The sequence below is a fragment of the Pseudomonas sp. GCEP-101 genome (genome assembly GCF_025133575.1).
GTDB lineage: Bacteria > Pseudomonadota > Gammaproteobacteria > Pseudomonadales > Pseudomonadaceae > Pseudomonas > Pseudomonas nitroreducens_B.
In genome coordinates this window covers 3,701,440-3,721,355 of record NZ_CP104011.1, presented here as the reverse complement: position 1 = coordinate 3,721,355, position 19,916 = coordinate 3,701,440, and the positions used below count along the sequence as shown (strand labels likewise).

16 protein-coding genes and 2 pseudogenes are annotated in these 19,916 nt (G+C 66.8%); 6 read left to right on the top strand and 12 right to left on the bottom strand.

Translation table 11 applies throughout. From position 1 onward, the window contains the following. Nucleotides 1–291 precede the first annotated feature (291 nt). Nucleotides 292–705: an alternative ribosome rescue aminoacyl-tRNA hydrolase ArfB gene (gene arfB, locus N0B71_RS17095; RefSeq protein ID WP_259753837.1), complete on the bottom strand. Its 414-nt coding sequence runs from the start codon at nucleotides 703–705 to the stop codon at nucleotides 292–294. A gap of 370 nt (nucleotides 706–1,075) precedes the next feature. On the opposite strand from arfB, the gene N0B71_RS17090 reads away from it, so the two are divergent. Continuing rightward, nucleotides 1,076–1,870, top strand: a complete 795-nt coding sequence (locus N0B71_RS17090; RefSeq protein ID WP_259759597.1) for a nucleoside-binding protein — start codon at nucleotides 1,076–1,078, stop codon at nucleotides 1,868–1,870. Nucleotides 1,871–2,048: 178 nt separating this feature from the next. On the opposite strand, the gene N0B71_RS17085 is transcribed toward N0B71_RS17090, so the two are convergent. The 4 genes from N0B71_RS17085 to hppD all read right to left on the bottom strand — a co-directional run bounded on the left by N0B71_RS17085 (nucleotide 2,049) and on the right by hppD (nucleotide 5,811). Next, nucleotides 2,049–2,426, bottom strand: a complete 378-nt coding sequence (locus tag N0B71_RS17085; protein WP_017517672.1) for an MliC family protein — start codon at nucleotides 2,424–2,426, stop codon at nucleotides 2,049–2,051. Between the two features lie 92 nt (nucleotides 2,427–2,518). Beyond that, nucleotides 2,519–3,934, bottom strand: a complete 1,416-nt coding sequence (locus N0B71_RS17080; protein ID WP_259753836.1) for an amino acid permease — start codon at nucleotides 3,932–3,934, stop codon at nucleotides 2,519–2,521. A 100-nt stretch (nucleotides 3,935–4,034) separates the two neighbouring features. Continuing rightward, nucleotides 4,035–4,676: a maleylacetoacetate isomerase gene (maiA, locus tag N0B71_RS17075; protein ID WP_259753835.1), complete on the bottom strand. Its 642-nt coding sequence runs from the start codon at nucleotides 4,674–4,676 to the stop codon at nucleotides 4,035–4,037. Nucleotides 4,677–4,728: 52 nt separating this feature from the next. After that, nucleotides 4,729–5,811, bottom strand: a complete 1,083-nt coding sequence (gene hppD / locus N0B71_RS17070; RefSeq protein WP_017517669.1) for a 4-hydroxyphenylpyruvate dioxygenase — start codon at nucleotides 5,809–5,811, stop codon at nucleotides 4,729–4,731. Nucleotides 5,812–6,114: 303 nt separating this feature from the next. Here hppD and N0B71_RS17065 point away from each other — a divergent pair, with 303 nt between their 5' ends. The 3 genes from N0B71_RS17065 to N0B71_RS17055 all read left to right on the top strand — a co-directional run bounded on the left by N0B71_RS17065 (nucleotide 6,115) and on the right by N0B71_RS17055 (nucleotide 9,402). After that, nucleotides 6,115–6,882 (top strand): AraC family transcriptional regulator, encoded by a 768-nt coding sequence (locus N0B71_RS17065; RefSeq protein ID WP_259753834.1) that lies wholly within the window; start codon nucleotides 6,115–6,117, stop codon nucleotides 6,880–6,882. A gap of 1,369 nt (nucleotides 6,883–8,251) precedes the next feature. After that, the gene (locus N0B71_RS17060) at nucleotides 8,252–8,413 is read left to right on the top strand and encodes a XapX domain-containing protein (protein ID WP_259753833.1); all 162 of its coding nucleotides are present in this window, start codon (nucleotides 8,252–8,254) and stop codon (nucleotides 8,411–8,413) included. Nucleotides 8,414–8,445: 32 nt separating this feature from the next. Next, nucleotides 8,446–9,402, top strand: coding sequence for a quinone oxidoreductase family protein (locus tag N0B71_RS17055; RefSeq protein ID WP_259753831.1), 957 nt, complete (start codon nucleotides 8,446–8,448; stop codon nucleotides 9,400–9,402). A 224-nt stretch (nucleotides 9,403–9,626) separates the two neighbouring features. Here N0B71_RS17055 and N0B71_RS17050 read toward each other — a convergent pair whose 3' ends face one another. Both N0B71_RS17050 and N0B71_RS17045 read right to left on the bottom strand, forming a co-directional pair. Beyond that, the gene (locus N0B71_RS17050) at nucleotides 9,627–10,415 is read right to left on the bottom strand and encodes a TenA family transcriptional regulator (RefSeq protein ID WP_259753830.1); all 789 of its coding nucleotides are present in this window, start codon (nucleotides 10,413–10,415) and stop codon (nucleotides 9,627–9,629) included. 76 nt (nucleotides 10,416–10,491) lie between these two features. After that, the gene (locus N0B71_RS17045) at nucleotides 10,492–12,942 is read right to left on the bottom strand and encodes an EAL domain-containing protein (protein ID WP_259753828.1); all 2,451 of its coding nucleotides are present in this window, start codon (nucleotides 12,940–12,942) and stop codon (nucleotides 10,492–10,494) included. 436 nt (nucleotides 12,943–13,378) lie between these two features. Between N0B71_RS17045 and N0B71_RS17040 the strand changes: the two genes are divergently transcribed. Beyond that, the gene (locus N0B71_RS17040) at nucleotides 13,379–14,263 is read left to right on the top strand and encodes a class I SAM-dependent methyltransferase (protein ID WP_259753827.1); all 885 of its coding nucleotides are present in this window, start codon (nucleotides 13,379–13,381) and stop codon (nucleotides 14,261–14,263) included. On the opposite strand, the pseudogene N0B71_RS17035 reads toward N0B71_RS17040, so the two are convergent. The 5 genes and pseudogenes from N0B71_RS17035 to N0B71_RS17015 form a co-directional block, all read right to left on the bottom strand. Continuing rightward, nucleotides 14,264–16,057, bottom strand: a pseudogene (locus N0B71_RS17035) (ABC transporter ATP-binding protein). It abuts the gene before it with no gap. Continuing rightward, nucleotides 16,050–16,685, bottom strand: coding sequence for a DsbA family protein (locus N0B71_RS17030; RefSeq protein ID WP_259753826.1), 636 nt, complete (start codon nucleotides 16,683–16,685; stop codon nucleotides 16,050–16,052). The pseudogene N0B71_RS17035 and the gene N0B71_RS17030 overlap by 8 nt, the downstream one beginning before the upstream one ends. A 3-nt stretch (nucleotides 16,686–16,688) precedes the next feature. Continuing rightward, complete coding sequence (trhO, locus tag N0B71_RS17025) at nucleotides 16,689–17,624, bottom strand: oxygen-dependent tRNA uridine(34) hydroxylase TrhO (RefSeq protein WP_259753824.1); 936 nt, start codon at nucleotides 17,622–17,624, stop codon at nucleotides 16,689–16,691. 180 nt (nucleotides 17,625–17,804) lie between these two features. Then, nucleotides 17,805–18,113, bottom strand: coding sequence for a BolA family protein (locus N0B71_RS17020; RefSeq protein WP_259753822.1), 309 nt, complete (start codon nucleotides 18,111–18,113; stop codon nucleotides 17,805–17,807). Between the two features lie 48 nt (nucleotides 18,114–18,161). Then, a pseudogene (locus tag N0B71_RS17015) lies at nucleotides 18,162–18,720 on the bottom strand (DUF2059 domain-containing protein). A gap of 121 nt (nucleotides 18,721–18,841) precedes the next feature. Here N0B71_RS17015 and N0B71_RS17010 point away from each other — a divergent pair. Continuing rightward, nucleotides 18,842–19,855 (top strand): DUF2804 domain-containing protein, encoded by a 1,014-nt coding sequence (locus tag N0B71_RS17010; protein ID WP_259753820.1) that lies wholly within the window; start codon nucleotides 18,842–18,844, stop codon nucleotides 19,853–19,855. Nucleotides 19,856–19,916 lie beyond the last annotated feature (61 nt).

Here is a 19,916-nt window from a genome sequence, read left to right as displayed (position 1 = left end):
GTAGGGAGCATAATGCGCCAGCGTTATCCGCCGTGGGGGGAGGCGGCGGATAACCTGTTCCAGGTTATCCGCCCTACAGGACTGTAGGAGCGCGCCATGCGCGCGATCGCGGGCATGGCCCGCTCCTACAAGGAGCAAGAGCCCCTCACCCTCTCCCGCAAGCGGGAGAGGGGACTGTTCGGTGCAGGATGAAACCACACTGTCAGCCGGCACGATCGGCCCCCTCTCCCTCTGGGAGAGGGCTGGGGTGAGGGAACCGACCGAGCGCCAATCTCCAGCTGAACCAACCGATCAGAAATCTACCTTCCCCCGCCCCGCCTTGATCGCCCCGCGCTTGCTCTTGCCCTCCAGCCGGCGCGTCTTCGAACCCAGCGTCGGCTTGGTCGGGCGGCGCTTCTTCTCCACCTTCGCCACGCTGCGGATCAGCTCCGCCAGGCGGTTCAGTGCGTCCTCGCGGTTTTGTTCCTGGGTGCGGTACTGCTGCGCCTTGATCACCACCACGCCCTCGCCGGTGATGCGCTGGTCGCTCAGGGCCAGCAGGCGTTCCTTGTAGAACTCCGGCAGTGAGGACGCGCGCACGTCGAAGCGCAGGTGCACGGCGCTGGACACCTTGTTGACGTTCTGCCCGCCGGCGCCCTGGGCGCGGATGGCGTTCAGCTCGATCTCGGCATCGGGAATCTGCACGGTGTTGGAAATCTGCAGCATGGGAAGGATTCAGTGCGGAAATGATGGCCAGCATACCGCGCACCGGCGCGGCTGTCCCGGCGCCATCTAGCGCGCCGCGAAGCGATCGTTCCTGACTTTCGCGTCAATTTTTGTATACGAATTTGTGTACAAGTTTTTCTTGCAATGTCATCAATTCACCATTAGAACCCAGCCTGTCACCGCCCGCCATTCCTTCGGCGGGACGCCGGCCCCGAAAGCCACGAAAACAAGAAAAATACAGAGGTGCAGCATGGTTTCATCCGCGATGACGGCCCTTGGCGCCGCCCGCTCCCAACCGCGTTCCAGCCGCCGCCTGAGCAACGGCCGCCGGTTCGCCCTCGGTACCGCGCTGGTGCTCGCCCCGCTGGGCATGGCGCAGGCTGATGAGGATCGCTTCTTCGAGTGGACCAGCAACACGCTGGGCTTCCGTTACGGCAAGGGCTTCACCAACCCGAACAACCCGCACGACATCAGCAAGCGCATCTTCAGCTTCAGCCACGCCGACGGGTATCGCTACGGCAGCAACTTCTTCCACCTCGACGTGCTGCAGTCCGACAGCGATGACCCGCGCAAGGGCACCGACCATGGCAGCAGCGAGGTCTATGGCGTGTTCCGCAGCCAACTCTATGCCTCACGGGTGTTCGACCTGCCGCAGGGCAAGGGGCTGGTGAAGGACCACGCCTTCACCTTCGGCTTCGACGCCAGCCGCAACAACAACCTCGGCTCGGCGAAGAAGCGCGCCCTGGTGTTCGGCCCCACCCTCAAGTTCAACGGCCCCGGCGTGCTGGACCTGTCGCTGCTCTACTACCGCGAGAAGAACCATTCCGGCATCCCCAACGTGAAGCACCCGGACCACACCTTCGACACCACCTACATGGTCAACCTGACCTGGCTGCGGCCGTTCCAGCTGGGCGACCACGGGGCGAAGTTCCAGGGTTTCCTCAACTACACCGGGGAGAAGGGCGAAGATTACAACGACAACGACACCGCGCCGGAGACGCTGATCCGCACCTCGCTGATGTTCGCCACCCTGCCCGGCGCCAAGCGCCAGCCCAACCTGTGGCTGGGCGTGGGCTACGAGTACTGGCACAACAAGTTCGGCGTGGACGGTGGGCGCGGCACGCGGACCTCGACGCCGACGGTGAACCTGGAGTTCACCTTCTAGCCTCGGGAGTGGCGGCGGTTCGCGAGCAAGCTCGCTCCTACGAAGAGCAAGCTTGCGCGATCGCTAACCTGTAGGAGCGAGCTTGCTCGCGAACCCGCCCGGCACCCACCTCACCGATCGAAAGCCCATGAAAAAGCCCGGCATCGGCCGGGCTTTTCGTTCACGTGGCGCAGGAACATCAGCGCTCCTTGCAGGCCACGCCATCGGCGGGTTCGCCGCCCTTCCAGTCCTTGTACAGGGTGGCGTCTTCGCCCTTGGTCCACCAGACGTACTGGCCGGCGGCGTACTTGGCGCCGGAGGCGGAGATGACGTTGGCGAAGACCAGGCTGGAGGCGTCGGTCACCGGTACCACGGCGAGGCTGTTGTCGCCCTTGTTCAGGTACTGCACGCTGATCTTGCGGCCGTCCTCGCACTTGTACGAGACGCTGCGCGAGTCCAGCTTGGCGTCGCCGGGGAGGACCAGCGCGTCCACCTGGGGCGCTTTCTTCTCTTCGCCGCCGCAGGCGACGAGGAGGACCGGCACGGCCGCCGCGAGCAGCCAAAGTGCTTTTTTCATGAGTATCCCTCTGACGAAAAATGGCCCGGTCACTCTAGGAAAGGTCGGGCCGCACGGTCAATCGCGGGCGGCCCGTCTCAAAGTCGGGCGGCTCAATCCGCCAACGCGGCCCGCACCTCGCCACGCGCCGCGCCCTGACGCTTGAGGCGATAGCAGCCGTACATCACCAGCAGCCACACCGGAATCGCATAGACCGACACCTGGATGCCCGGGGTGAGCAGCATGACGCCGAGGATGAACACCACGAAGCCCAGGCACAGCCAGTTGGCCGCGGGATACGCCACGGCACGGAAGGCGGTGCGCTTGCCGTCGGCATCCATGCGCGCGCGGAACTTCAGGTGCGCCAGGCTGATCATCGCCCAGTTGATCACCAGTGCGGCGACCACCAGGGACATCAGCAGCTCCAGCGCGCGGGCCGGCACCAGGTAGTTCACCAGCACGGCGAGGAAGGTCACCGCCGCAGAGACCATCAGCGAGCGCACCGGCACGCCACGGCTGTCCACCTTGGCCAGGGCCCGCGGCGCATCGCCCTGCTCCGCCAGGCCTACCAGCATGCGGCCGTTGCAGTAGGTGCCGCTGTTGTAGACCGAGAGCGCGGCGGTGAGCACCACGAAGTTGAGGACGTGGGCCGCGGTGCTGCTGCCGATCATCGAGAAGATCTGCACGAAGGGGCTGCCGCTGTAGGAGTCGCCGGAGGCATTGAGCGTTTGCAGCAGGCTGTCCCACGGGGTCAGCGAGAGCAGCACGGTGAGCGCGCCGATGTAGAAGATCAGGATGCGGTAGATGACCTGGTTGATCGCCTTGGGGATCACCTTTTTCGGCTGGTCTGCCTCGGCGGCGGTGAAGCCGAGCATCTCCAGCCCGCCGAAGGAGAACATGATGATCGCCATGGCCATCACCAGCCCGCCGATGCCGTTGGGGAAGAAGCCGCCGTGGGCCCACAGGTTGCTCACCGCCGCCTGCTCGCCGCCGGTGCCGCTGGCCAGCAGGTAGCAGCCCAGGGCGATCATGCCGACGATGGCGGCGACCTTGATGATGGCGAACCAGAACTCCGCCTCGCCGAAGGCCTTCACGTTGAACAGGTTGATCGCGTTGACCACCACGAAGAACAGCGCGGCGGTCGCCCAGGTCGGTACCTCCGGCCACCAGTAGTGGATGTACTTGCCCACCGCGGTGAGCTCCGACATGCCCACCAGGATGTACAGCACCCAGCAGTTCCAGCCCGAGAGGAAGCCGGCGAAGCCGCCCCAGTACTTGTGCGCGAAGTGGCTGAAGGACCCGGCGACGGGCTCCTCGACGATCATCTCGCCGAGCTGGCGCATGATCAGGAAGGCGATGAAGCCGGCGATGGCATAGCCGAGGATCATCGACGGCCCCGCGGACTTGAGCACCCCGGCCGAGCCGAGGAACAGCCCGGTACCGATGGCGCCACCGAGGGCGATCAGCTGGATATGGCGATTCTTCAGGCCGCGCTGGAGCTGGCCTGCGTGTTGAGTTTCACGCGTCATGCGTCACCTGTTGTTGTTATCTGTGACGGGAATCGGCCGCCCGGCTTGTGGCCGGACGGTGCGGGCAAGGCAAGGCTAAAGAGCGGTGGAACGGTGGGGCTTACTGGGCGTCGGGCTGCACCTCCGGGGCGGCCTGCTGGAAGACGTCGAGGGTTTCGCAGCGCGCGGCGATGGCGAGCAGGCGCGGGCAGGCGGAAAGGTCGCAATCGAAGCGGCGGGCGTTGTACAGCTGGGGAATCAGGCAGGCCTCGAAGTAGCCGGGGCGCTCGCCCAGGGACAGCGGCCCGGTCCAGTGGGCGACGCCCGCTTCCACCGCGCGCAGGCCGGTCTCGACCCAGTGGCGGATCCAGGCGTTCTTCGCCTCGTCCGCCACCTCGAGCGGGCCGCTGAGGTACTGCAGCACGCGCAGGTTGTTCAGCGGGTGGATGTCGCAGGCGATGTGCAGCGCCAGGGAGCGCACCTGCGCACGCTGCAGCGCATCGCGCGGCAGCAGGCCGGGCTGCGGGTGGGTTTCGTCGAGGTACTCGAGGATGGCCAGTGACTGGGCGATGCGCGCGTCGCCATCCACCAGCAACGGCACCAGCTCCTGCGGGTTGAGCTGTTTGTAGTCGGCGGCGTGCTGCTGGCCGCCGTCCTTCACCAGGTGCACCGGCACCTGACGGTAGGCCAGGCCCTTGAGCCCGAGGGCGATGCGCACGCGGTAGGCGGCGCTGGAGCGCCAGTAGGAATACAGGGTGAGCATGGCGATTCTCCGCCGGCGGCCGCGCTATCCGCGCGGCCACCCGGCAAGCGCGTTACTGGTCGGAGATCACGCCACGGCGAATCTGGTCTTCCTCGATGGATTCGAACAGGGCCTTGAAGTTGCCCTCGCCGAAGCCCTGGTTGCCCTTGCGCTGGATGATCTCGAAGAAGATCGGCCCGATTACCGTGTTGGTGAAGATCTGCAGCAGGATGCCATCGTCGCCCGGCGCGCCGTCGATAAGGATGTTCAGCTCGCGCAGTTGCTCCAGCGGCTCGCCGTGGCCGGCGACGCGGGTGTCGACCTTGGCGTAGTAGGTATCCGGCGTGCTCATGAAATCCACGCCATTGGCGCGCAGCTGGCGCACGGTGGCGTAGATGTCGTCGGTGGTCAGGGCGATGTGCTGGATGCCTTCGCCGTGGTATTCGCGGATGAATTCCTCGATCTGCGACTTGTCGTCCGCCGACTCGTTGATCGGGATGCGGATCTTGCCGCACGGCGCGGTCATGGCGCGGGACAGCAGGCCGGTGAGCTTGCCTTCGATGTCGAAGTAGCGGATCTCGCGGAAGTTGGCGATGCGCTCGTAGAAGCCGGACCAGACGTCCATCTGGCCGCGCTTGACGTTGTGCGTCAGGTGGTCGATGCACAGCAGGCCGACGGCGTTGTCGTTGGCGCTGCGGCCTTCGATGAACTCGAAGTCGACGTCATAGATGCTCTTGTCGCCATAACGGTCGACGAGGTACAGCAGCGAGCCGCCGATGCCTTCGACACAGGGGATGTTCAGTTCGCCGAAGTTGGCGTGGCTGCCCACCAGTTTCGCGCCCTGGGATTCGACATAGGCGGCGGCCTGGGCTGCGTTCTTCACCCGGAAGGCCATGGCGCAGGCGCTGGGGCCGTGCTTCTTGGCGAACTCGTGGACGTGGCCGGTGGGGCTGCCGTTGAGCACGATGTTGATGTCGTTCTGCTGGAACAGGAAGACTTCCTTGGAACGGTGCTTGGCGGTCTCGGTGAAGCCCATGCCGGTGAACAGCTGGCGCAGCTGCTCGATGCCCTGGGCGTCGGGGGCGGTGAATTCGACGAACTCGAAGCCGTCGGTGCCGATGGGATTGTGTTGTTCGATCTTGGTCACGGCGTTCATCCGGCCTCCTCGTTGTCGTTATCGGCTGGCTCGGCGCGGGGGCCGTCCAGGCGTCTGGAATGCCTTCATCTCAACTGTCGGCGGGCATTGGAACAAGCGGGGTGCCGGGCGATTGCCACACGCCGGGAGGCTGGGCCCGGCAAGAAATCCTTACGCGGCCAAAAGCCCCGTGCGGCATGCCGCCGCAGCGTAAACATTTCGTGACAGCCTGGTGCGCCAGGCTGCCAGTGCGGATGTCACGCACTCGTCACGGGCCCCCGCGGCGGCTACCATGCGGCTCATCGCCCCTGCCCGATTGTCCCCATGGCCCGTGCCGCTCCTCCCGATTTCGACGCCACCCCGGCTTCCCTGCGTGCCCTGGCCCGCAGCTACCCGCGCGGCCTGCACATCGAGCCGCACTCCCATGACTGGGGGCAGGTGCTCTACGCCATGTCGGGGGTGATGTGGCTGGAGACGCCCTCCGAGGCGCTGCTGGTACCGCCCAACCGCGCCGTCTGGCTGCCGCCGCAGGTGCCCCACGGCATCCGCGTGGTCAGCGAGTTGCAGATGCGCAATATCTACCTGCGGCCGGGAACGGCGGACGCCCTCGGCGAGCAGGTGCAGGCGTTCGAGGTGGGCGGATTGTTGCGCGAGCTGATCGTCAGGCTGGTAGAGCACGAGCGCGAGCCGGACACCGATTACTACCAGGCGCTGTCGCAACTGGCCGTGCTGGAGCTGCAACGCGCCCGCAGCCTGCTGTTGCGCGTGCCGCTGCCGGACGACTCCGACCGCCGCCTGCTCAACCTGTGCCTGGCGGTGATGGCCGAGCCGAGCCAGGCCATTTCCTTCGAGCAGCACGCCGCCGACGCGGGCGCCAGCGTGCGCACCCTCGCCCGCCTCTTCCAGCGCAGCCTGGGCATGGGTTTCGCCCAGTGGCGCAGGCAGGTGCAACTGGCCACGGCGGTGGCGCAGCTCAACGAAGGCATCGCGGTGAGCCAGATCGCCCATGGGCTGGGGTACCAGCCGGGGAGTTTCAGCGAGATGTTCCGGAGGGAGCTGGGCGTGGCGCCGTCGGAGTATTGCGGGCGGTAGAGCGCTCCCTGTAGGAGCGGGCCATGCCCGCGATCCGCCGGCAGGGCCGGTGGTTTCCCACCACAGCATCGCGGACAGAGTCCGCTCCTACGCAACTAACAATGCCGGCGCCGACCTGTAGGAGCGCGCCATGCGCGCGATCGCGGGCATGGCCCGCTCCTACAAGGGGCGCAACCGTTCGGCGTCCACCGGTAATCACGACTTCCGCTGCGGAGAACTTCGCGGGCATGGCCCGCTCCTACAAGAGGCGCAGCCGTTCGGCGTCCACCGGTAATCACGACTTCCGCGCGGAGAACTTCGCGGACAAGGTCCGCTCCTGCCAAAGGCCATCGCCAGCCGCTCCGGCTTTTGACGACTTCCTGAGCAATATCCGCGCACTCCGAACAGCCCCGTTCAGGAGGCCGAGTGGAAGCGGAGTTTAAGGGGTTGAGCGGCATGGATGCCGCGAAAGCGCTGTCGGGCCAGGGATGGCCCGTCAGCGCGTGCCCCTGAAACTTCGCTGGAGCGAGGGAATTTTTCGCCCAGGCGAAAAACCGGATGTTCGGGGCAAGACCTTTGCCCACTTTGGGTCGTTTGCCAAAGTGACTCGCCCGAGGGGGCGAAACACAGAGCCTGGGCGTACACCTGAGCGGCGCAGGAACCCCCAAGTCGAAGCAGCCAAACAGGATCAACATCCGAGCAAGAACAGGGCGCCGGCCCTGCCGGCGGATCGCGGGCATGGCCCGCTCCTACAAGGGGCGCAACCGTTCGGCGTCCACCGGTAATCACGACTTCCGCGCGGAGAACTTCGCGGACAAGGTCCACTCCTGCCAAAGGCCATCGCCAGCCGCTCCGGCTTTTGACGACTTCCAGAGCAATATCCGCGCACTCCGAACGGCCCCGTTCAGGAGGCCGAGTGGAAGCGGAGTTTAAGGGGTTGAGCGGCATGGATGCCGCGAGAGCCGCGATGGGCCAGGGATGGCCCGTCGCGGCGCGCCCCTGAAACTTCGCTGGAGCGAGGGAATTTTTCGCCTAGGCGAAAAACCGGATGTCCGGGGCAAGACCTTTGGTTACTTTGGGGCGATTGCCAAAGTAACTCGCCCGAGGGGGCGAAACACAGAGCCTGCGCGTACACCTGAGCGGCGCAGGAACCCCCAAGTCGAAGCAGCCAAACAGGATTAACATCCGAGCAAGAACAGGGCGCCGGCCCTGCCGGCGGATCGCGGGCATGGCCCGCTCCTACAGAGGAGCGCTGGCTGCCGGCACGCTCATCCAATACCCCGCTCAGCATCTGTCCGATATTCCGAAGCCAATGACCGGCGGCGCCCTGGCGCGGCTCCTAGACTGGCTCCATTCCCGCCGGCCGCCGGCCCCATCCGCGGAGGACAGCATGAGTTACCTGATATCCCTGGCCATCGGCATCGCCGTCGGCCTCGCCTACCACTTCCTCGACTTCCGCTCGCCGGCGCCGCCGCTGGTGGCGCTGGTCGGCCTGCTCGGCATGCAGATCGGCGAGAACGCCCTACCGCTGCTGAGCCGCTGGATTCACTGACCTATCCCTTCCGATTGCCAAGGACCCGAGCCATGAAAGCCCTGCAATTCGATCGCACCGGCGACCTCGCCGCCCTGAGCTTCACCGACATTGCCGACCCGGTGCCCGCCGCCGACGAGGTGCTGGTGGAAGTCCACGCCGCTGGCCTGAACCCCAGCGACGTGAAGAACGTTCTCGGCCGCTTCCCCTACACCACCCTGCCCCGGGTGCCCGGTCGCGACTTCGCCGGCACTGTCGTGAAAGGCCCGGCCGAGCTCCTCGGCAAGTCGGTCTGGGGCACCGGCAAGGCCCTGGGGTTCACCCGCAACGGCAGCCACGCGCAATTGTTGAGCGTGCCGGCGGGTGGCGTGGCGCTGATGCCCGAGCGCATGAGCTTCGCCCAGGCCGCCAGCTGCGGGGTGCCCTTCACCACCGCCTGGGACGCCCTGGAGCGCAGCCAGGTGGGCGCCGGCACGCGCCTGCTGGTGATCGGCTCCGGCGCCGTCGGCGCAGCGGCCATTTCCCTGGCCAAGGCACGAGGCGCGCAGGTGCTGGGGGCGGTGCGGCGCGCCGAGTCACAGGTCGAACTGCACTCCCAGGGCGTGCCGAGCATTCTGCTGGGTACGGCGGAAACCCTGGCCGCGCAGGTGGAGGAACACTTCCCCGGCGGCGCCGAGGTGATCTTCGACACCACCGGTTTCTGGCTGCCCGCGGCGGTCTCGGCACTGGCCACCTTCGGCCGCATCGCCATCATCGCCGCGCCGGTGGACGGCCACGTGCAACTGCCGGCCCTGGCGCTGTACCGGCGTGGCGGTTCGGTGGTGGGGGTGAATTCGCTGCTTTACGACACGGTCGCCTGCGCCGCGATGCTGCGCCAGTTCGGCCAGTGGTTCGACGATGGCCGACTGCCCCTGCCCACCGGCCTGCGCGAAGTGCCGCTGAGCGAGGGCGTGCTGCGTTATCACGAGATCAACGAGGGCAGCAGCGAGAAGATCATTCTCGTGCCGTGAGGGTGATTACCGGGTCCTGGGAGAGCCCTCTCACCCCAGCCCTCTGCCGAGGGAGAGGGGGCCGTCCGCGCCAGCCGGCGACGGCATCGTCATCCTGATATCACTGCACGGTGCTCCAGCGAGCGGCAGAGTCCTCACGCCGATCTGCCCCCTCTCCCTTCAGGGAGAGGGTTGGGGAGAGGGCAACGCCTCGCGCCGATGAACAGGCGATACCTCGCCCCGCCCTACCCCACCACCTGCATCGGCCCACGCCGCACGTCGCCCTGGGCCTGCTCCAGCGCCAGGCACTGGTCGAGGAACATGCGCATGTAGCCATAGCTCTTGCAGATCGCCTCGCGCAGCGCCAGGCAGCGCGGCATGGGGAGTTGCGGGCCGCAGAGGGTGCAAATGATCTCCAGGGCTTCCCAGGGGTGATCGTCGTCGTAGCGGGCGTGCATCTTCAGCCAGCGCATGGCGTCCTTGCGGGCGCCGGCCGGCAGGGTGCGTTCGTAGGTATCGGTGGAGCAGACCAGCGCCGACCAGTCGCCGGTGGCGCCTTCGATGGCGTAGTTGGTGGCCGCCATGGCCAGCGCCAGCTCTTCGGTGGCGCAGCTGTGCCAGCACCAGTGGCCGAGGGCGTGCAGTTCGGCGGGCACCAGCTGGGCCTTCAGCTCGGCGAGGGTCACGCCGTAGGCCTCGGCCCAGCGTACCCAGTAGTCGGCATGGTTGAGCTCGACGCGGATATTGCGCATCAGCCAGCGCCGCGCCATGTCTTCGCCGGGGCTGCGGCCAAAGCGCGTCTTGAGCAGGTTGTGGGACATGTACAGGGGGAACTGCTCCACCACCTGCCAACCGCCGATGAGGAAGGCGCGCAGGGTCTGGCGGCTCAGCTGGCCGTCGCGCATGCGGGCGTAGAACGGGTGCTCGACCACCGCCAGGCGGCTGGATTCGCACTCCTGCACCAGGCGCTGGGCCCAGAGCGGATAGCTGGAAAGCTCCTTGAGCGGCCCACTGCGAACAAAGGTGTCGTTCATCCAAGGCTCCGTTGCTGGTCGATCCATGCAAGCACCGGTAAATCAGGCCTCAGGTTAGTCCTCTCCGGGCGGCGCGTCACCGTCCGGAGGTTGTGTCGGATGCTACAGCTGCGACGTGCGTCTCACGCAGGAAGCTCCGATTGAAAGGTTGCGGCCTCGCCAGCCCGTACCCCTGGGCGTAGTCGATGCCGATTTCCCGCAGCACTTCGAGGATTTCCTGGGTTTCGACGAACTCCGCCACCGTGCGTTTGCCCATCACGTGGCCGATCTGGTTGATCACCTGGACCATGGCGCGGTCGATGGGGTCTTCGAGCATGTCCTTGATGAAGCTGCCGTCGATCTTCAGGTAGTCCACCGGCAGGTGCTTGAGGTAGACGAAGGAGGACATGCCGGCGCAGAAATCGTCCAGCGAGAAGCGGTAGCCCAGCGCCTTGAGCTCCTGGATGAAGCGCGTGGCGTTGACCAGGTTGGCGATGGCGCTGGTCTCGGTGATCTCGAAGCACACGCTGGCCGGCTCGATGCCATGGCGCGGCTGCACCTCGCGCAGGAAGTCGAGGAAGGTGTCGTCGCCGATGGTCGCGCCGGACAAGTTGATCGCACAGGTCTGGATCGGCTCGAAACCGCCATCGGCATTGCGCTCGGCGAGGATCCTGAAGGCGTTCTCGACCACCCAGCGGTCGATTTCCGGCATCAGGCCGTAGCGCTCGGCGGCGGGGATGAAGTTGATCGGCGCCACCAGCCGGCCGCACTCGTCGTTCAGGCGCAGCAGCAACTCGACGTGGGCCCCCTCCCTCACCCGCTCGTCCACCGGGTAGATCGGCTGAGCGAAGAGGCAGAAACGCTCCTCCTCCAGCGCCAGGCGGATGCGCTGCACCCAGGCCATCTCGCCGACCCGGTTGGACAGCTCGGTATCATCCGGGCGGAACACCTGGGCGCGGTTGCGGCCTTTTTCCTTGGCCATGTAGCAGGCCATGTCGGCGCAGCGCAGCGCCTCCTCCACCGAGACCAGCATGGTGGAGATGTGCACCACGCCGATACTCACGGTGATGTTGAAGCCGCGGCCCTCCCACATGAAGTGCAGCGCCTGCACGGTCAGGCGGACGCGCTCGGCGATCTGCACCGCCAGGTCCGCCGGGCAGTGTTCGAGGAGAATGCCGAACTCGTCGCCGCCCAGCCGCGCCAGGGTGTCGCCGTCGCGCAGGCACTGCTGCAGCACGGAGCAGACCTGGCGCAGCAGCTCGTCGCCAGCGGCGTGGCCGCAGGTGTCGTTGACCAGCTTGAACTGGTCCAGGTCCAGGTACATCAGCGAATGCTGGTCGCGGGAGTCCGCCGAACTTTCCAGCGCCTGCTTGAGGCGGAATTCGAACTCGCGGCGGTTAGTCAGGCCGGTCAGCGCGTCGTGGGTCGCCTGCCAGGACAGGCTGGCCATGTACTGCCGCTCGCGGGTCATGTCGTGCAGCACCAGCACCACGCCCACGACGCGCCCCTCGGCATGGATGGGCGTGGCGACCAGGGTGACCGCCACGCTGGTGCCGTCCAGGCGCTGGATCAGCTTGCTGGTTTCGCTGCCGCCGTCCACCTCGCCGCGCAGGATCTGCCCCACCAGCGGCAGCCCCTCGACGTGGGTACTCTCGTCGAATACCCGCAGCAGCGAGCGCAGCGGCAGGCCGACGGCCATGGAGTTGTCCCAGCCGATCAGGCGCTCCGCCGCCGGGTTGAAGTAGGCGATGCACTCGTACTCGTCGAGGGTCACCACGCCGTCGCCGATGGCCGCCAGGGTGGTCTGCGCGCGCTCCTTCTCGGTATCCAGGGCGCTTTCGAAGGCGCGCTGCTGGCGCAACAGGATGCGCGTGCGCCAGACCGCCAGGAGGATCAGCGCCAGGCCGGTGGCGCCGTTGGCCAGCAGCAGCACCCACATGATCAGCCGCGAGCCCTGCCCCAGCGCGGCGGAGAAGGCCATGGCGGCGGGGGTGACGCCATCGTTGATCGCCTGGATCCGGCTGTTCCAGTAGCTCAGGTCACCGGGCCGCACATCGTTGGCGCGGATCTTGGCGCTCATCTCGTCGGACAGTTGCTCTAGCTGGTCGAGGTAGGCGTCGCCGATGATCCACATCTTCACGGCCTGGTCGAAGTAACTGAATTCGTGGAAGTAACGGTACAGCCAGATCAGCACGTCGACGTCATCGGGATGGATGCCGCCCTGCAGCGCGCCGGCGCGGGCCAGCTCCACGTCGGGTCGGCTGAGATCGAGGGCGGCACGGAAGGTGCGGTCGCCCTGGGGAATGGCGATGGCGGTGCGGTAACGCTCGTAATCCGCCGGGTCATGGCTCTGGCCGTAGAGCTGCAGGTAATGGATGGCGTCCTTCTGCCCCTTGGACCAGAGGCTCTCGCCGCCGACATAGGCACGCACGCCCGACAGAATGAGGAAACTGCCGCTGCCGATAAGCGTCTGCAGCAGGACCACGACCATGAATGGCCAGACCAGCTTGAGCAGACGCGTCGTCCGCCGGGTCGGCAAGAGCCCCATTGCATCCATCACCCGATTCGGTTTCCTTCTTTGAAAGTCTGGCAGGCCATGGGGTGCGGTGAAGGCTCACCTTGGGACTTTTCTGTCAGGCCGCCCCTTCTTTAACTTCTAGCCGATCGCGGGAAATCCTCCAACCTCCGCGTAGGGCCCTGGCCCCCGGGGAAGACGCCGTCTGGCGGAAAAATGCTTTTTGGCTGCGGGAAATGCCTTTCATCGCCCCAGCCCAGGTCGTTCGGACGCGGCCGATTAGTGGCCTTGCGACAGCGGAGGCCATGTGCCATACCTCAGACGATCGTGCAATCTGCACAGTGCAGCGGCACGTTTGCGAGTGACCGACAAGGCTGCACGACCGGCGGCGGCACCGCTGTTGAACGAATCACCGGCCAGGACCGGTGGCGCCTTCTTCTAACCCAGCGGATATCCCAGGCGGACGGCAATGGACGATCGCAATCAGCATCCGGGGTCACTCTCCGAGGCCATCGAGCAGCTGGAACAGCAGTTGCGTCATCTCAAGGATGAAGAAAGCAACCTGCTCTCGCTCGCCACGGGCGGCACGCCGCCAACGGAAGTCCCCCGCGTATTGCCCTTCCCCCGGCGTCGCGAACGGCCGATGGGGGAAGGCGCCGGCAACGCCGTGCTGATGGACTACCTCTACGGCATCGACAGCACCTTGCGCTCGTTGCTGCCCGACGGCCCCACGGAAGAGCTGTTCCGCTATGCCAGCTCCGCTCCCGCCTCCCGCGCGCTGCGCTCGCGCCGCCAGTTGCTGGCGCGGGAGATCGACCGCTGCTGCGACCAGCTCAACGGCCAGGCGCGCATTCTCTGCGTGGGCTGCGGGCACCTGCGCGAGGTCGAGCTGGCGCGCTCGCTGCGCCATGGCCAGTTCCGCCAGTTCACCGCGCTGGACGCGCAGGCGCTGTGCCTGCAGACCGTCGAGGCCAGCTATGCCGCCCTCGGTGTCCAGACCCAGCAATGCACGCTCGACGAGCTGTTCTACGGCCGCCAGGACCTGCGCCATTTCGACCTGATCTATTCACCGGGGCTGTACGAGGTGCTGGACGACCACGACGCCCGCGACCTGACCCGCAACCTGTTCGCCCGCCTGTTGCCCGGCGGTCGCCTGCTGATGGGCAACTTCCTCCCCGACGTGCCGGACATCGGCTACCTCGAAGGCCTGCTGGACTGGCGCCCGCATTACCGCAGCGACGCCGGCCTGCTCGACCTGCTGCTGGGCATCCCCTACAACGACATCGGCAGCGCGCGGGTCTTCCACGACCAGGGCCATTGCGTGGCCTTCCTCGAAGTGACCCGCTACGGCTGATCAGCCCTGCTGGAGATGGCCATACAGGCGCGCATAGAGCCCGCCTTCGGCGATCAGTTGCTGGTGGTCGCCGTCTTCGGCGATGCGCCCGCCATCGAACACCAGCACGCGGTCGGCCTGTTTCACCGCAGACAGGCGGTGGGCGATGATCAGCGTGGTGCGGCCCTCGAGGAAGCGCTCCAGCGCCTGGTGCAGGGCGTACTCGGTGGCGGCGTCGAGGGCGGAGGTGGCCTCGTCGAGGATCACCACCTTCGGCTCGGCCAGCACCATGCGAGCAATCGCCAGACGCTGCCGCTGGCCGCCGGACAGGCGCACGCCGGAACGCCCCACCACACTGTCCAGCCCTTGCGGCAGGGCGCGGATGGTGTCGGCCAGTTGCGCCACTTCCAGCGCGCGCCAGCAGGCGTCGTCGCCGCGCTCGCGGCCCATGGTCAGGTTGGCGCGCACCGTGTCGTTGAACAGCGCCGGATGCTGCAGCACGACCGCCACATGCTCGCGCACGCAGTCCAGGCCGATCTCCTCCAGCGCCGCGCCACCATAGCGGATGCTGCCCGATTGCGGCTGGTAGAGGCCCAGCAGCAACTGCACCAGGGTGCTCTTGCCGCCGCCGCTGGCGCCGACGATGGCGACCTTCTCGCCCGGAGCGATATCCAGGTCCAGCCCATCGAGCACCCGCTCGTCGCGGTAGGCGAAGCTCAGATCGCGCACCTGGATGCCGACGCTGGTGTGCCCGGCGAAGGGGTCGCGGCGGTGCTCGTAATGCGGCTCGTCGGCGCGCGCCAGCAGCTCGTTGATACGGGCCAGCGCGCCGCCGGCGGCGTAGAAGGCGTATTGCAGGCTGAGCAGTTGCTCCACCGGGCCGATCATGAACCAGAGGTAACTGAACACCGCGAGCATCTGGCCGATGGACAGGTCGGAGAACAGCACGGTGAGCATGGCCGCGGCGCGGAACAGGTCGATGCCGAACTAGAACAGCAGCCCACTGGCGCGACCGGCGGCGTCGCTCTTCCACTGCGAGGCGACGGCGTAGTCGCGCACTTCACGGGCGCGCACGCCGAGGCGGCCGAGGAAGAACCCCTGGCGATTGCCGGCGCGCACTTCCTGGATGGCTTCGAGGGTTTCGGTCAGCGCCTGGGTGAAGCGCGAGGTGCTGTCGTTCTCCAGCTTCTTCAGGTGCTTCACGCGCTTGCCCAGCTGCACCGTGGCGAAGATCACCAGCGGGTTGAACAGCAGGATCAGCAGCGCCAGCTTCCAGTGCATCCAGATCAGGATGCCGGCGGTGCCGCAGAGCGTCAGCAGCGCCACCAGGAAGCGGCTCAGGGTGTCGCCGACGAACTTGTCGAGGGTGTCGAGATCGGTCACCAGGTGCGCGCTGACGGAACCGCCACCGAGGGTTTCGTACTCGCCCAGGGCGATGCGTTTCAGGCGCTCGATCAGGCGCAGGCGGATGCGGTACACCACGTCCTTGGACAGCCGCGCGAAGAGCTTGGCCTGCAGCACGTTGAACACCAGCGCGCAGCTGCGCAGCGCCAGGGTCACCAGCAGCATCAGGCCGATGTACCCCGCGGGCTTGTGCCAGCCATCGGGCAGCCAGTGGTTCATCACCTGCAGGGCGGCGTCGCCCTTGCCCAGCAGCACTTCGTCCACCAGCAGCGGCAGCAGCAGCGGGATCGGCACGCTGCAGGCGGTGGCCAGCACGGCAACCAGGTTGGCCAGCAGCAGGGCCTTGCGGTGACGGAAAGCGAGCCGGCGAATTTCCGCCCAGCTCAGGCGGTCAGCCGACAGCTCAGGCATGCCGCCCGCGCTCCAGCCAGCGATCCAGCAAGGGCGCAAGCTCGCTCAACGGCTGGTAGCCATTGGTCAGCAGCGCCAGTTGGCCGTCGCGCTCGGCCAGCAGCGTGGGGAAGCCGGCGATGCCCAGATCGCGGGCCCAGGAGAAATCGGCCAGGGTCGCCAGGTGGTTGTCCTGGCTGTCGAAGGCTTCGGCGAACTCGATGCGCGGCAGGCCGACGCTGTCGGCCAGTTCGGCGAGCACGCTGGCCTGGGTCACGTCGCGACCCTCCACGTAGAAGGCCCGCTGGATCTCCCCCACCAGCGCCCAGGCGCAGTCCTCGTCGAGGCGGCGCGCCGTGACTACCGCGCGGCAGGCCGGCTCGGTGTCGTAGACGAAGCCGTCGGGCAAGGCGCCGTCGAAGCGGAACGGCTGGCCGGTGGCGTCATGCACCGCGTGCCAGTGTTCGAGGATGTAGCGCTTGGTGGTCGGCTCCAGCGCGGCGCCCTGCCCCGTGCGCAGGCCGCCCATCACCAGCGCCAGCGGCACACCCGCGGCGCGCGCCTGCTCCACCAGCTTCCCGGCCACCGGGGCGAAACCCCAGCACCAGGAGCACATCGGGTCCATTACGTAGAGCAGGCGGCTGGTCATGGATCAGTTCTCCGCGCGGGGATCACGGCCAATGGGATGCGGCTGGTTGCGCTGGCGCGCCAGTTCGATCTGCTTCTGTCGCTCGCGGGCACTGGCGCGGGTCTTCTCCGACAGCGTGTCCCAGCAGTGCGGGCAACTGATGCCCGGCGCGTAGTGCGCCGAGGCGCGGTCGAAGGCCGAGATCGGGTTGCGGCAGGCATGGCACTGATCGTAGTCGCCTTCGGACAGGTCATGGCGCACGGTCACGCGGTTGTCGAACACGAAGCAGTCGCCGCGCCAGAGCGTCTCGGCCTCGGGCACTTCCTCCAGGTACTTGAGGATGCCGCCCTTGAGGTGGAAGACCTCCTCGAAGCCTTCGCTGAGCATGTAGCTCGACGCCTTCTCGCAGCGGATGCCGCCGGTGCAGAACATGGCGACCTTCTTGTGCTTCGCCGGGTCGTAGTGCTGGCGGATGTACTCGGGGAACTCGCGGAACGACTTGGTCTTCGGGTCGATGGCGCCCTCGAAGGTGCCGATGGCCACTTCGTAGTCGTTGCGGGTGTCGATCAGCAGGACTTCAGGGTCCGAAATCAGCGCGTTCCAGTCCTTGGGCTCGACATAGGTGCCCACCTGCGCGTTCGGGTCCACCCCCGGCACGCCGAGGGTGACGATTTCCTTCTTCAGCTTGACCTTGGTGCGGTAGAAGGGCTGTTCGTCGCAGTACGACTCCTTGTGGTCCACATCGGCCAGGCGCGGGTCGTTGCGCAGCCAGGCCAGCAGACCGTCGATGCCGGCGCGGGTGCCGGAGACGGTGCCGTTGATGCCTTCCTCGGCAAGCAGCAGGGTGCCCTTCACGCCGTTGTCCAGCAGGGTTTGCAGCAGGGGTTCGCGCAGGGCGACGTAGTCGGGCAGGGAGACGAACTTGTACAACGCCGCGACGACGATTCTTTCGGTGGTCATGCATCACTCCAGTGGTCGCCCGCGTAAAGGGCGGACCGGCTTCTTGGGAGAAGAAAGTTCGAAAACGACAGCTGATCGGAATCTGAAAATGACAGCGCCGGCAGAAGCCGGCGCTGGGTGTCGCATTCTACCGGAGCGGGACAAAGCCCGCACCCTGCCGCCGATCAGTGCGGCATGCGGTCAATGCAGGTCGTGCTTGCTGCCGCCGCGGCAGGTCGGCGACTCCGGTGCCGCGCCCTGCTGCGCCCACTCCTCGGGGGTGTAGGTATGCAGGGCCAGGGCGTGGATCTGGCCCATCAGCTCGCCGAGCGTGGCGTAGACCTTCTGGTGGCGCTTCACCGCGTTCAGCCCGGCAAAGACCGGGCTGACGATCACTGCCTTGTAGTGCGTTTCCTGCCCGCGGCTGTGCATATGGCTCTCGTCGAGCACCTCGAGGTGTTGCGGTTCGAGGGCGCCCAGGGCGGTGTGGAGGCGGTCACGCATGCTCATGTCGGGTCTCGCTGGCAATCAGGCAGTCAGGTCGGTGCAAAACGAAGATCAGGGCTTCTTGGCCGGAGCGGCCGGGGCTTTCACGCCCAGCTCCTTGTCCATGTCGGCCATCAGCTTGTTCACCGGGTCCACCGCGGTTTGCAGTTTCGCCTGGGTCAGCTGGGCGGATTCGGCGGTCAGGCGCGGCATCTTCTCCAGCACCTTGCGGCCCAGGGGCGAGGCGTAGAAATCGTTCAGCTGCTTGAGCTCGGACTCGCTGAAGTTGCTGGTGTAGAGCTTGACCAGCTCAGGCTTGAGCTTGTCCCAACCCACCGCGCGGTCCAGTTCGGCATTGGCCTTGGCCTGGTAGCGGTCGAGCACGGCCTTCTTGCTGTCCGGCGCCTTGGCCTGGGCGAAGCGCTGGGCGAGCATCTGCTGGACTTGCGCGTAGACCGGCACGGTCAGCTTGTCGGCATGCACCTGCTTGAGGAATTTCTCCGCCTCGGCGTTGGCGTCGGCCAGAGCCACGGAGCTGAAGCCGACCAGAAGAGCGGCAGTGCAGAGGGAACGAAGAACGGTCATGGGGCAGTCCTGTGAGTCTGAAGGGTGTCCGGGTGGGACCCGCCATTCTGCGCCTAAGTTCGGAATCGGCTCAAGAGACGGGGAAATCCCCTGGAAGTGACCGGCTTCTCTTGTAGGACAGTTCATGAAACGGCATGCTGCGGCGCGTTGCCACAGGGATGTGACCGATGAACACCTTCACCCACCCACCGACGCCGCCTGCCGCGCCGCCCCTGTGCGATGCGCGCGGCCGCCTGAACGGCGCGGCCGTGGGCTGGTCGTCGCGGCCGCAGACGCTCTGCCGGCTGACCGGCAACCTCGGCCGGCGCAAACGCTGGAACCACTGGTGCATCAACGCGCCGGGCTGGATGCTCTCGATCACCATCGCCGACCTCGACTACCTGGGCTACGGCGCCGTGTACTTCCTCGACCTGGAGACCGGGCGCTCGGTGCACCGCACCCAGTTCAGCCCGTTCGGCCTGGGCTGCCACCTGCCGGACATGCCGAACCAGAGCCATCGCTTCGAGCACGGCCAGCTCAGCCTGGGTTTCGACGAGCAGCCCGGCCAGCTGCGCATCACCGCCTGCGCGCCGAACCTGGGCGGACAGCCGCTCAACCTCGCGTTGGAAGTGCAGCGCCCGGCGCACCTGGAATCGGTCAACCTGGTGGTGCCGATGACCGGCAACTGCTTCCACGCCTGCAGCCGGCAGATGGGCCTGCCGATCCGCGGCAGCCTCACCCTCGGCCACAAGACCTATCGCTGCAGCGAGGGCCAGAGCTTCGCCGCGCTGGATTTCGGTCGCGGCGTCTGGCCCCTCCACACACACTGGACGCGCGCCGCGTTCGCCGCGCCCGGCGGCATCGCCGGCAACTTCGGCAGCGGCTGGACGGAACGCAGCCACCTGAGCGAGAACGCCCTGTGGTTCGGCGGCGAACTGCAAGCGCTGGATGGCCCCGTGGATATCCGCCAGGCGCCGCACGACCCGCTCTCCCCCTGGCAATTGCGCGACGCCGACGAGCGCGTCGAGCTCACCTTCACCCCGCGCAAGCTGCACCGCGCCTGCCCGCGCCTGGGCCCACTGTTCGCCGAGACCAGCCAGTGGTTCGGCCGCTTCGACGGCGCCCTGCGCAGCGCCGACGGCGAACAGGTGCCGGTGAACGGCGCCCTCGGCTGGGTCGGCGCCACGCACGCGCGCTGGTGATCGGCCACCGCTGGCCGGACGCCGGAAAGCGCTCTATCACGGCCATTGAGGCATTGTGGAA